This is a genomic window from Streptomyces sp. NPDC107454 (genome assembly GCF_055582885.1).
In genome coordinates this window covers 133,229-145,557 of the sequence record NZ_JBVJPA010000013.1, presented here as the reverse complement: position 1 = coordinate 145,557, position 12,329 = coordinate 133,229, and the positions used below count along the sequence as shown (strand labels likewise).

General features: G+C 71.4%; 9 protein-coding genes. 4 read left to right on the top strand and 5 right to left on the bottom strand.

Features of this window, described 5'->3' with window-relative positions; all coding sequences use genetic code 11:
* Positions 1 to 404 precede the first annotated feature (404 nt).
* On the top strand, positions 405 to 1,505 hold the full coding sequence (locus ACZ69M_RS31695; RefSeq protein WP_067371957.1) for a citrate synthase 2: 1,101 nt from the start codon (positions 405 to 407) through the stop codon (positions 1,503 to 1,505).
* Positions 1,506 to 1,556: 51 nt separating this feature from the next.
* Here ACZ69M_RS31695 and ACZ69M_RS31690 read toward each other — a convergent pair whose 3' ends face one another.
* Positions 1,557 to 2,621, bottom strand: a complete 1,065-nt coding sequence (locus ACZ69M_RS31690) for an isopenicillin N synthase family dioxygenase (protein ID WP_470055200.1) — start codon at positions 2,619 to 2,621, stop codon at positions 1,557 to 1,559.
* A gap of 752 nt (positions 2,622 to 3,373) precedes the next feature.
* On the opposite strand from ACZ69M_RS31690, the gene ACZ69M_RS31685 reads away from it, so the two are divergent.
* Positions 3,374 to 4,759 carry a PAS domain-containing protein gene (locus ACZ69M_RS31685; protein ID WP_470055198.1) on the top strand — a complete coding sequence of 462 codons (1,386 nt, stop codon included), beginning with the start codon at positions 3,374 to 3,376 and terminating at the stop codon, positions 4,757 to 4,759.
* Positions 4,760 to 5,340: 581 nt separating this feature from the next.
* On the opposite strand, the gene ACZ69M_RS31680 is transcribed toward ACZ69M_RS31685, so the two are convergent.
* Complete coding sequence (locus tag ACZ69M_RS31680) at positions 5,341 to 6,096, bottom strand: SIS domain-containing protein (RefSeq protein ID WP_470055196.1); 756 nt, start codon at positions 6,094 to 6,096, stop codon at positions 5,341 to 5,343.
* Positions 6,097 to 6,384: 288 nt separating this feature from the next.
* Here ACZ69M_RS31680 and ACZ69M_RS31675 point away from each other — a divergent pair, with 288 nt between their 5' ends.
* Together ACZ69M_RS31675 and ACZ69M_RS31670 are read left to right on the top strand one after the other, a co-directional pair.
* Positions 6,385 to 7,077, top strand: coding sequence for a metal-dependent transcriptional regulator (locus tag ACZ69M_RS31675; RefSeq protein WP_054235646.1), 693 nt, complete (start codon positions 6,385 to 6,387; stop codon positions 7,075 to 7,077).
* 972 nt (positions 7,078 to 8,049) lie between these two features.
* On the top strand, positions 8,050 to 8,925 hold the full coding sequence (locus ACZ69M_RS31670) for an alpha/beta fold hydrolase (RefSeq protein WP_470055194.1): 876 nt from the start codon (positions 8,050 to 8,052) through the stop codon (positions 8,923 to 8,925).
* Positions 8,926 to 8,958: 33 nt separating this feature from the next.
* On the opposite strand, the gene ACZ69M_RS31665 is transcribed toward ACZ69M_RS31670, so the two are convergent.
* The 3 genes from ACZ69M_RS31665 to ACZ69M_RS31655 form a co-directional block, all read right to left on the bottom strand.
* Positions 8,959 to 10,581 carry a transporter gene (locus ACZ69M_RS31665; protein ID WP_470055192.1) on the bottom strand — a complete coding sequence of 541 codons (1,623 nt, stop codon included), beginning with the start codon at positions 10,579 to 10,581 and terminating at the stop codon, positions 8,959 to 8,961.
* The gene (locus ACZ69M_RS31660; RefSeq protein WP_470055190.1) at positions 10,578 to 11,357 is read right to left on the bottom strand and encodes an ABC transporter ATP-binding protein; all 780 of its coding nucleotides are present in this window, start codon (positions 11,355 to 11,357) and stop codon (positions 10,578 to 10,580) included. Before ACZ69M_RS31660 ends, ACZ69M_RS31665 begins: the two co-directional genes overlap by 4 nt.
* Before the next feature lie 100 nt (positions 11,358 to 11,457).
* The gene (locus tag ACZ69M_RS31655; RefSeq protein ID WP_388119003.1) at positions 11,458 to 12,120 is read right to left on the bottom strand and encodes a bifunctional DNA primase/polymerase; all 663 of its coding nucleotides are present in this window, start codon (positions 12,118 to 12,120) and stop codon (positions 11,458 to 11,460) included.
* Positions 12,121 to 12,329 lie beyond the last annotated feature (209 nt).

Genomic DNA, 12,329 nt, shown 5'->3' with positions numbered 1-12,329 from the left:
TCGCCCGTGGCTTCTGCGGCGGCGGCTTCCGCAGCGCGCAGGACGAGGGGCTCGGCGGCGGATTCATCCGGGAAGCGGTCGCGGTCGGTCACGCGGTCATCTTGCCGTATCCCGGTACGGCATTGAGTGTCAGTGGGTGGCACTGAGTGCCGCAGGGCCTCCCCAAAGGTGGCACTCGGAGATATGGTGCTGGCACCGTTCCGGTGGGATGACCGCCGGTCGCACGGGGCATCACCGGGATGACGTACCGGACCGCGAGTCCACGAGCCGACCGTGGAGCCGGACGTCGACCACCCATCACCGACGCACGGTCTTCCCCTTCCAACCGCAAGACGCGCCCCCACCATCACGCCCCACCAGCCCCCCATAAACCCCCCGTCGTACACATCACGAGGAGCCGCCTGATGTCCGACTTCGTACCCGGACTCGAAGGAGTCGTCGCGTTCGAGACGGAGATCGCCGAACCGGACAAGGAGGGCGGCGCACTCCGGTACCGGGGCGTCGACATCGAGGATCTGGTCGGCCACGTGTCCTTCGGGAACGTGTGGGGCCTCCTCGTGGACGGCGCCTTCAACCCCGGTCTGCCGCCCGCCGAGCCGTTCCCGATCCCCGTCCACTCCGGCGACATCCGCGTCGACGTCCAGTCCGCGCTCGCGATGCTCGCCCCCGTCTGGGGCCTCAAGCCCCTCCTCGACATCGACGAGGCCCAGGCCCGCGAGGACCTCGCCCGCGCCGCCGTCATGGCCCTGTCGTACGTCGCCCAGTCCGCCCGCGGCCAGGGCCGGCCCATGGTTCCGCAGAGCGAGATCGACAAGGCGCACTCCGTCGTCGAACGCTTCATGATCCGCTGGCGCGGCGAGCCCGACCCCAAGCACGTCGCGGCCGTGGACGCCTACTGGACGTCCGCAGCCGAGCACGGCATGAACGCCTCCACCTTCACCGCCCGCGTCATCGCGTCGACGGGCGCGGATGTCGCCGCCGCCCTCTCCGGCGCCGTCGGGGCCATGTCCGGGCCGCTGCACGGCGGCGCGCCCTCCCGCGTCCTCGGCATGATCGAGGAGATCGAGCGCACGGGCGACGCGGAGGCCTACGTCAAGAAGGCCCTCGACAAGGGCGAACGCCTGATGGGCTTCGGCCACCGGGTCTATCGCGCCGAGGACCCGCGCGCCCGTGTCCTGCGCCGCACCGCCCGCGAGCTCGGCGCCCCCCGCTTCGAGATCGCCGAGGCGCTGGAGAAAGCGGCCCTCGAGGAGCTCCACGCCCGCCGTCCGGACCGCGTCCTGGCGACGAACGTCGAGTTCTGGGCCGCGATCATGCTCGACTTCGCCGAGGTCCCGGCGCACATGTTCACGTCGATGTTCACCTGCGCCCGTACGGCGGGGTGGTCGGCGCACATCCTGGAGCAGAAGCGCACGGGACGGCTCGTACGGCCGTCCGCGCACTACGTGGGCCCCGGTCCGCGCGGCCCCCAGGAGATCAAGGGCTACGAGGACATCGCGCACTGAGGGAGCAGCGGGCACTGAGCCTCTGAGCCCGCTCGCCGGGTCCGCCGGTCATCACGCGGGGGTGAGCAGCTCCGCGTGATGACGGGTGGCGACCAGCGGGTGGGCCCGCAGCTTGCCCTTCAGCTCGTTGAAGCCGTACTCCGCGAACAGCGGGTTCGCCGGGTCGTCGGTGACGCCGGGCGCGGCGGAGGCGTGCGGGAAGGGCAGCGGCTCCACGCGCGCGTCCAGGCGCGGGTTGTAGAAGAAGGGCACGGAGAACCGCTCGGTGGCCCCGGGCGGACTGACGACCCGGTGGTTGGTGGCGACGAGGTACCCGTTGGTGGCCACTTCCAGCAGCTCGCCCAGGTTGACCACGAACGCTCCCGGCAGCGGCGGCACCTCGTGGAAGAGGCCGTCCTCGCGCTGCACCTGAAGGCCGCCGACCTGGTCCTGGAGCAGCAGCGTCAGGAATCCGTAGTCCTTGTGCGCGCCCACGCCCTGGTCGGCGCCGTCGCCCGCGCTGCCCGGGTAGCGCACGAGCTTCAGATGCGGATGGGCCCGCTCGCCGAAGATCGGCTCGTAGAAGTCGGCGGGCGCCCCGATCGCGGTGAGCAGCTCGCGCAGCAGGCGGGCCGCGACCGAGCTGAGCCGGTCGATCCATGCCAGCGCGGCGGTCTGCAGCTCCGGCAGCGCGGCCGGCCACTGGTTGGGCCCTTCCAGCCACCAGTAGGCGGGCTCGCCGGGACCGGGCCTGCGCGCGGGGCGTTCGGCCCCTATGTCGAGCTGGTCCCGCCAGTCCCGGCTGCCGCCCGTGCGCTCGTCGCCGGTGCGCGTGTACCCGCGGAAGTGCGGCGAGTTGACGTTGTCGAGGGCGAGCCGTTCGGCCGCGGGCAGCGCGAAGAACCGGTGCATGGCGTCGAGCAGGGCGGCGGTCTCGCCCTCGGTCACCCCGTGCCCGACGAGCTGGAAGAAGCCGACGTCGTGGGCGGCGCTGTGCAACTGCGCGTGCAGCAGGGCGCGGGCCTGGGGGCCGCGGTCGGCCGCGGAGAGATCGATGATCGGAAGCTGCTGGGATGGCAGGTGCTGCAGGTTCTGCAGGCTCTGCAGGTACTGAGCAGAAGACGTGTTCGTCGTCATGAGGTGCGTCCGCAGGGTGTACGGGTGCCCAGGCGGCCGCCGGGGGTGGGGCGGGGGCCACGGGTGCCAAGGGGGAAGAAAGGGGGCCGAGGTCAGGAAGAAGCCCGACAGCCCATGCTCGTGACGCGCACGAAGTCCACGTGTCGGCGTCGAACGAGCATCGGAAGCATGGCCCAAGAGTACTGCGGACCCCGCGAAACGCATGTGCCTCACGTCACATGCCCTGCGAAACGCAGACGACCCGTGAGCTCGGGTCCCCCCGCCTCACGGCGGAGGAGCCGGCCGGACGTACCGGCGAGCTCGCGGGTCGGGTGACTGCTTGGGATTGGGGCCGGCTGCACGCTCATCTCACGTGCTGGTCCGGCACCGCACTCATGTGGTGACGGGCCGCTAGCCCGCAGCCACCTCGCTAGTCCGGGTTTCATACATGTACCCGATCACCTCCCTTCGGCGTGCGGCCCACCTTAGGAACCGATCGAACGCGGCTCAACCGGTTTTTTCGAACCTGGTGCCGTACGCGTATCCGTCAGCCCGCTGGAGCAGGCGCCACGGTGACGACTGGGGCTGGTCAACCATGGATGGGAGCGGCTGAAGGTGCGATTCCTGGGGCTGGCGGGGCGGAATCCCTGCGTACAACGATTTCGTCCAATCTTTGGGGAACACGATGTGGGCTGGGTCACGTTCGAGTTGAATGAAGGCGAGTGAGCGAACTGTCTCGCCGTACGTGCGGACGCAGCCTGCAGGGGGTCCAGGTGAGTGCTTCCCGGCGTAGTGGGACCACCGACGAGCTGGGGCCGGACGAGCCCGAGCCGGCCGGTTCCGATCTGCTTGCCGCGCTGCTGGACGGGATGGACGCGGCGCTGTGCGCGTTCGACGCCGACGGGGTCGTCACCCATTGGAACCGCGAGGCCGAGCGGATTCTCGGCTGGACCGCGGCCGAGGCCGTGGGGCGGCGCGGGTTCGCCGGGTGGGCCGTGCGGACCGCGGACGCCGAGGAGGTCGAGGCGCGGCTGCTGTCCGCCATGGAGGCCCCCGGGCGTCAGGTGCACGAGTTCGCGCTGCTGACCAAGGACGGCGGGCGCGTGCTGGTGCGGACCCAGTCCGCCGCCGTGCGCGGAGCCGACGGGAAGCCCGCCGGGGTGTACTGCGCCTTCAGCGAGGTGCACGCGCAGATCGATCTCGAGCGGTCCATCGCTCTGAGCGAGGCGTTGTTCGAGGACGCCAGCTGGGGTGTGGTCCTGGTCGACGCGGACCTGCGGCCCGCCGTCGTCAACGCGCATGCGGCCCGGGCCCTGGGGACCGGGCGTACGGCGGTGCTCGGACGGCCGCTGGGGGAGCTGCTCTCGCAAGGGGTCGAGGAGCTGGAGGGCGCGCTCACGCACGTGCTCGCCGAGGGCGCGCCGCCCGCGCCCGCCGAGATGTGGGTGAGCGTGCGGTCGGCCGAGGGCGAGAAGAGGCGGTGCTGGCGCAGCGGGTTCCTGCGGCTTGCCTCGCCGCTCGCGGAAGAACCGGTTCCGCTCGGGGTCGGGTGGCTCTTCCAGGACGTGACCGAGTCCAAGCACACCGAGCAGGAGGCGGCCCTGCTGCGGTTCAGGGCCAACCAGCTGCACCGGGCGGCACGGGCTGCGGCCGAGTGCGAGGACCCCGGGGAGGCCGCCACCGTCCACCTCGACTTCGCGCTCGCCGGGTTCGCCGACCACGCCCTGATCGACCGGGTCGCGACCGGGTGGTCGGCGGGGGACGACGAGGGGCCCGTACGGCTGGTACGCGCCGTCACCACGCCCGCCGGGGCGCCCGGACCGAGCCTGCTCACCGGGAAGGCCGGGCTGCCCGTGCGGTACGCCGAGGGGCATCCCGCGCTCCAGTGCGTGGAGCGGGCCGGGTCCGTGCGGGCCAGCTCCGGCGAGACCACCCCCGAGCGGAAGCGGGAGTGGGCCACGGCCCGCCAGTGGCCACCGGACGCGGTGCACGCCCTGTGCGCGGTCCTGCGCAGCCGGGGGCGCACGCTGGGCGTAGTGACGTTTCTACGGGGGGCGCAGCGCAGCCAGTTCGACCGCATGGACGCGACATACGCGGAGGACGTGGCGGTACGGATCGCCGCGGCGCTGGACCTGGACGCCCTGACGGCCCGCACGTAGCGCTGCCGCGCACACCCGCCACCCGATCGGCCCAACGCGGGTAAAGGATTCCGGGTCGGCTCAGCGGGGTGGAGGATCCCGGTCGGCTCATCGGCGTGGGGGATCCCGGTGGGCCAAGCCGCGGTGAAAGACCCCGGTCGGCCCAGTCACGGTGGAGGCCCTGGTCGGCTCGGCCGGGTTGAAAGATCCCGTTCGGCTCAGCCGGGCTGAAAGAACCTGGTCGGCCCAGTCATGGTGAAGGATCCCGGTCGGCCGAGCCGCGGTGAAGGATCCTGGCCGGCCCAGTCACGTGAAAGACCCCGGTCGACTTGGCCGGGCTGATTGATCCCAGTCGGTCCAGTCACGGCGAAGGATCCCGGTCGGCCAAGCCTGGCTTAATGACCCCGTCGGCCCAGCCGTGGTGAATGGCCCCGGTCGGCCCAGCCGTGGTGAATGGCCCCGTCGGCCCAACCGCGGTGAAAGATCCGCGTCGGCTCAGCCGTGGTGAATGACCCCGGTCGGCCTGGCTGAATGACCCCGGTCGGCCCAACCGCGGTGAATGACCCCGGTCGGCCCAGCCGCAGTGAAAGATCCGCGTCGGCTCAGCGGCGGTAGAAGATTCGGTCGGCGTACTCCGTCATCACTCGGCCGTTCCACTCGTGGCCGCCGTCGACGTTGCCCGAGCGGAGCAGGGGCGGCTCGATGCCGCGGTCGGCCAGCGCGCCCGCGGCCGTGGCCATGACGGCCTGGAGGAGGGCCGTCGTGACCACCGTGGAGGCGGGAGCGAAGGGCGCCTCGATCGTCTCCAGGGTCAGTTCCGCGTCGCCGACCGCGATCCTCGAGTCGAGGACGATGTCGCAGTGGTCCTTCAGATACGTCCCCGAGACGTGCCGGGACTTCGTCTCCGAGGCGTAGGCGACCGAGGTGACGCCGATGACCCTCACGCCCAGGGCCCGCGCGTTCATGGCCATCTCGACCGGGAGCGCGTTGCGGCCGGACAGGGAGATGATCACGAGTACGTCGCCGGCGCGCAGCGGGCTGGAGTCCAGGACCGCGCTCGCAAGGCCGTCGACCCGCTCCAGGGCCGAGCCCAGCGTCGCCGGCATGACGTCGACGCCGACCACGCCCGGCACGGCGAGCAAATTCATCAGGGCGAGGCCACCCGCGCGGTAGACGACGTCCTGCGCGGCGAGCGAGGAGTGCCCGGCGCCGAAGGCGAAGAGCCGGCCTCCGTCCGCGACGGTGTCGGCGATCAGGGCGCCGGCCGCCTCGATGGCGTCCTCGTCCTCGTCCCGCACCCGCTGGAGCAGGCCGATCGCCGCGTCGAAGAACTGCCCGGCCAGCTTGCGGTCGCTCATCGGCGAAGCCCCTTAGAAGTCTCGTCGGCGTCGGGTGGGCGCTGGGTCACGCCGCTGGGTCACGCTTTGTGCCGCGGATCACGTTGCGGTCTGGACCAGTGCGCTGTCAATACGGCCTGCGGAGGTGGCCGCGGAGGCACCCGGTGGGGCGTCCGCAGGGGCACTCGTAACCCTGCGGTTCCAACGGCGAGGCACGCTTGTCAGTGGTATGCGTCAGAATTGGGTTCAGGGCCAGCGCACACGCCGGTGAGCCACCGAGCCTTCGGCAGAGCTAATCAAGGGGCACGTATGTCCGGACTGATCGACACCACGGAGATGTATCTCCGCACCATCCTCGAGCTGGAGGAGGAAGGCGTGGTCCCCATGCGCGCCCGGATCGCGGAGCGGCTCGACCAGAGCGGGCCGACGGTCAGCCAGACGGTGGCGCGCATGGAGCGCGACGGCCTGGTGGCGGTCGCCACCGACCGGCACCTGGAGCTGACCGAGGAGGGCCGTCGTCTCGCCACCCGGGTGATGCGCAAGCACCGCCTCGCGGAGTGCCTGCTCGTCGACGTGATCGGTCTGGAGTGGGAGCAGGTGCACGCCGAGGCGTGTCGCTGGGAGCACGTGATGAGCGAGGCGGTGGAGCGGCGCGTGCTGGAGCTGCTGCGCCACCCGACCGAGTCGCCGTACGGCAACCCGATCCCCGGCCTGGAGGAGCTCGGCGAGAAGGACGGCGCCGACCCCTTCCTGGACGAGAGCATGGTGTCGCTGGCCGAGCTCGACCCCGGTCTGGACGGCAAGACCGTCGTCGTACGCCGGATCGGCGAGCCCATCCAGACGGACGCGCAGCTGATGTACACGCTGCGGCGCGCGGGTGTGCAGCCCGGCTCCGTGGTGAGCGTGACGGAGTCGGCGGGCGGCGTGCTCGTCGGCAGCGGTGGTGAGGCGGCGGAGCTGGAGTCGGACGTCGCGTCCCACGTGTTCGTCGCCAAGCGCTGACATCCGGTGATCCTGGGAGGCCGCACCCCGGTGCGGGCTTCCCGGCCCTGAGCCCGCGAGGGGCAGCTCCCGGGGGTGGGCCACGGGGTCCGGCAGCCGCCGAACCCCGGGTCGGCCTCCGGGCGCCCGCCGGCCGTCGTGGGCAGGCGTCGACCCGGCCCGCCCCCTGCGCGTCGGCGGCGATCGAGCCCGCGTACAGCGACACCGCTCGTCGGGGACGACCCGGCGCTCCGTTCAACGCGCCGGGCGCGGGCGTGGGCGCCATGGCGCAGGTCGCTCGCCGTGGAGCGTGTCGTCCGCCCGCGGTGACCCAACGCTCCACCCCCTTCCGGCACCTCCGCCGACTCACCTCGGTCATGTCAACTCCCGCGACCACAGGGGCAGTTGTGATGCTTTCGCTCCATGGCCGAAACCAAGATTCAGTGTGCGGAATCGCAGCGCCGCGACCATTTGCGTGCAAGGCTGGCCCGAGAGGCATATGACCTGAGGGCTCTTGACCGTGTCCAAGAGGGGTGTCGCACGGTTGGGGAGGGGGCGGGGAGGATGTGCCGTAGGTGTGGAGAGGGCCCCGGCGCCTTACGGCGCCGGGGCCTGTCCTCCCCTGTGCTGACCCGGAGCCCCGAGCTCCCAGGGTCATCCCCTTCGGACCGATTTCCCCGAGTGGTTCCGCCTCCCGCTGAAGATCTCCCCTCGGCGGCGGCGGTCAATCCCCGAGCGGGGTCACTCGAACGAGGGGTGTTGCCACCGAGAGGAGTATTTTCGAATGTTCATTCGATAGCCTGGCGGCGTATCACCGGCAAATCGGGTACACGTAGAGCAGCACATCAGCAGACTCACGGCACGAAAGCGGCACGAAAGCGGCACGACAGCAGCGGGAAGCGCGGCAGTAAGCGCGGTAGGAAGCGGTACGAGTGGACCGACCGACTCGAGCGGGAGCGAGCGGTCCGAGCGAGCTAGGGGGGTGCCAGACCTATGGTGCGGCGCATCGACGTGACGGGCGCGGGCGGCCTACGCCTCGCTGCCTGGGAGTTCGCCGATCCTCCCAAGAGCGACCCGCCCAGGACCCCGCCCGCCCCCGGCGTGCTGCTTCTGCACGGCCTCATGGGCCGCGCCTCCCACTGGGCGTCCACCGCCCGCTGGCTCTCCGAGCGGCACCGCGCGGTCGCCCTCGACCAGCGCGGCCACGGCCAGAGCGACAAGGCGCCCGAGGGGCAGTACACGCGGGAGGCGTACGTCGAGGACGTCGAGGCCGCTCTCGAGCAGCTGGGTCTCGCCCCGACCGTCCTCATCGGCCACGCGATGGGCGCGCTGACCGGCTGGCAGCTCGCCGCCAAGCGCCCCGACCTCGTCCGCGGGCTGATCATCTGCGACATGCGGGCCTCGGCGTTAGGGGCCGCGTCGCAGCGTGAGTGGGAGGACTGGTTCAAGGCCTGGCCCGTGCCCTTCGCCACGCTCGCCGACGTACGGAAGTGGTTCGGCGAGGACGACCCCTGGGTTGAGCGCCCGAACCCGTTCCGCGGCGAGTTCTACGCCGAGGTGATGCACGAGTCCGCCGACGGCTGGCGCCCGGTCTTCGAACCCGAGCAGATGCTCAAGTCCCGCCAGACCTGGGTGTACGACGCTCATTGGGAGGAGCTCGCCCAGGTCCAGTGCCCCGCACTGGTCGTACGGGGCCTGGACGGCGAGCTCGGCCGGGCCGAGGCCCAGGAGATGGTCCGCGTCCTGCCGCACGGCCAGTACGCGGAGGTGGCCGACGCCGGTCACCTCGTGCACTACGACCAGCCGGAGGCGTGGCGCGCCGCGATCGAGCCCTTCCTGGACGGCGTACTCACCGGCCAGGACCGGTAGCCGGCCTTCAAAGGCCCGGCCTTCCTCCCCAGCTCAGCCCTTGCTGACCGCCGCCAGGATCTCCGGCAGCCGCCGGGCCGTCCGCGGCGCTGCCATCCGCAGCCCGAACGCCGTGATCAGCGCCCCGTATCCGGCCCCCAGCGGCAACAGCAGCCAGCTCCACCGGTCCCCGTCCGCCGTCACGTTCAGCCAGATCGTGAGGGCGATGACGGGAGCGGTCAGCAGCGCCGCCGAGACCATCCCGCCGAAGATGGCGATCCAGGCGAGGCCCGCCTGCCCGGGGGCCACGTTCTTGTAGCCCTCCTGCGGGATCGAGTACGGGAAGCGGGCCGAGGACCAGGCGCCGGTCGCCAGCATCGCGCCGAGCAGCGCGAAGGACAGGCCGAGCACCTCGGGCAGCTTGGACCAGTCGTCGAGAATCGCCGTCGTCAGCACGGTCACGAGGGTCGCGTACGGCAGGGTGATCACCAGCAGCGCCAGCGCACGCCCGCGCAGTTCGACGTACGCGTCGTGCGGGGAGGCGATGGTCATCGCGACCATCCAGAACGCGGAGGTGTCCTGGCCGAACTGGTTGTACATCTGGATGCCGAGCATCCCGGCCGCGAAGCACGCGAAGTAGATCGAGCCGGTGCCCTGCAAGGCGTTGAACACGGGCACGATCAGCCCGATCGCCAGCGAGGTCACCCACGCGGCCTTCGTCTTCGGGTCGCGCCACACGTACCGCAGGCTGCGCTCCATCACGGTCCCGGTGCGCCCCGAGGGCAGCAGCCGGCGCAGCCCGCCCGTCGGAACCCGCTCCCGCGCCGCACTTTCGCCCGCCTGCAACGTCGACCCGTCCGGGGAGGTCATCAGCCGGGTCAGGTGCCTCGACCAGAGCACGAGCAGCCCCACCAGCGCCGCCCCGCTCAGGACGAGTTGGGCGACCCCCACTCCGTACGAGCCCCTGCTCATCGAGTCCACCGCGCCGATCGCCGACCCGGGCGGCACCCAGCGCAGCACGTCCGCCGCCGGGTCGAGCCGGGACAGTCCGCCCGCCGAACCGAGCCGCTGCGCGCCGAAGTTGACGAGCTGCGCGCCGATCGCGATGACGAGGCCGCTCAGTACGGCCAGGTCGCGGCCCTTGCGGCTGGACAGCAGCCGGATGTTGGCGGCGGCGACGGCCCGCGCGAGGGCCACACAGACGAGCAGCCCCAACGGCACGGCCACGACACCGGTGACGTACGCCGCCGTGCCGTGCGCCACGGAGATCACGGAACCGACCAGCAGGCACAGGGTGAACAGCGGTCCGATGCCGACCAGTGAGGCCACGAGCAGCGCCCGGACCAGCGGGTCCGGTCGCAACGGCAGCATGACGAGCCGGGTCGGGTCGAGGGTCTCGTCGCCGCTGGGGAAGAACAGCGGCATCACGGCCCAGCCGAGCGCCATGACCGCGATCAGCAGGACGGTGACGGACGCGGCGTGCGCGTTGCCGCGCAGGGCGATGAGGCCGAGCAGTTGGAGGGCGGCGAAGAGCAGGACGACGACGACCGAGGTGATGTACGCGGCCCGCCGCCCGGCCGACTGCCGCAGCCCGTTACGCAGCAGCGACAGCTTCAGCCGTACGACGACGGGGGTGATCGAGGCCTCGGAGGGGACTCCGGAGGTGCTCGTGCTCATCGCGTCGCCCCGCCGCCCAGCCAGTCCAGGTCGGCCCCGTGGTCGCGGCCCTGTGCGCCGACGAGTTCCAGGAACGCCTGCTGGAGGGAGGGCGCGTCGCCGCGGACCTCCGCGAGCGGGCCGTGCGCGCGGATGCGCCCCGCGACCATGACGGCCACCCAGTCGCACAGCGATTCGACGAGTTCCATGACGTGGGAGGAGAAGACGACCGTGGCGCCCGAAGCGGTGTAGCGCTCCAGGACGCCGCGGATGGTCTGCGCGGAGACGGGGTCGACGCCCTCGAACGGCTCGTCGAGGAAGAGGACCTCGGGGTTGTGGAGGAGAGCGGCGGCGAGACCGATCTTCTTGCGCATGCCCGTCGAGTAGTCGACGACGAGTTTGTGCTGGGCGCCCGCGAGGTCGAGGACGTCGAGGAGCTGGGTGGTGCGCTTGTCGACCTCGGCGCCGGGCAGGCCGCGCAGCCGACCCGTGTAGGCGAGGAGCTCACGCCCGGAGAGCCGTTCGAAGAGCCGCAGGCCCTCGGGGAGTATGCCGATCCGGGCCTTCACCGCCGCCGGGTCGCGCCAGACGTCATGGCCGACGACCTCGACGCCGCCCTGGTCGGGCCTGAGCAGCCCGGTCACCATCGACAGGGTGGTGGTCTTGCCCGCGCCGTTGGGCCCTACGAGCCCGATGAACCGCCCCGCGGGCAACTCCAGATCGATCCCGGCGACGGCGACCTGCTCCCCGAACCGCTTCCAGAGCCCCTGCACGCGTACGGCTACTCCCTGGGTCATGTAAGCACCCTAAGGGGGAGCGCCCTGGTTTTTGGGGGCGCGGGGAACTGCGCGACCTGCCACGACGAACCCACGGCTCAGGAACGGCGCCGCACCACGGTCATCGGTCCCTGCCGCACGCATAGGCAAGCGGCGAGATCAGTTCCTCCGCGTCCGGCAGCCACCGATTCGCCGGCGTCGGCCGGCAGGCCCACTGCACCGCACCCCGCGAACCGAACCGGGTGGGCGGAGCCGCCACGTAAGAGCCTTCGCCCAGCGTGATCAGGTCGAGGGAGGCGGGCGGCCAGCCCAGTCGGCGTACCAGGTCGGGGACCTTCACCGCGGCGCCGGGAAGGACGAAGAAGTGCATGCGCCGGTCCGGGGTGCACGTCACCGGTCCCAGCGTCAGCTCCATCCGCTCCATCCGGGCGAGCGCGAGGAACCCGGCCGTCTCCGGCACATCGATCGCGTCGAACGTACGCCCGGTGGGCAGCAGGATCGACGCGTTCGGCTGCTTCGACCACATCCGGCGTGCGACGGTCGCACTCCCCGTCGCCTGTGTCGCCCAGTCCTCGCGCGCCGCGTGTGCGCCCGGCGTGGGGCAGGTGGCCTCGCCACAGGAGCAGCGTTGCATCCCGTCGACGGCCTCGAGCCACGTGCCCGGGAACACGTCCCAATGGCGTTCTTCGGCATATCGCACGGCGGTGTCAAGTAGTGATTCGCCACGCTGCTTCGGGATTTGGACGGCCTCGGGCCCCGCGATGGTCTCTTCCACGATGAACACAACTCTAGCTGCCACAGGGGGTTACGGGGGTCCTGTGCGCGGGGGAGGGGCATCGTTCCCGCGTGCGGGGCGCATGGATGCACAGGTGGGGGCGCGCAGGGGGAACGACAGCGGGTCGTGGGTAACCAGGGGTGGGGTCGGGCAACCGCCTGTACCCCGGCAATCCTCACATGTCTCGCATCTTCGGTATGTCGGCGGGGCATTGATCT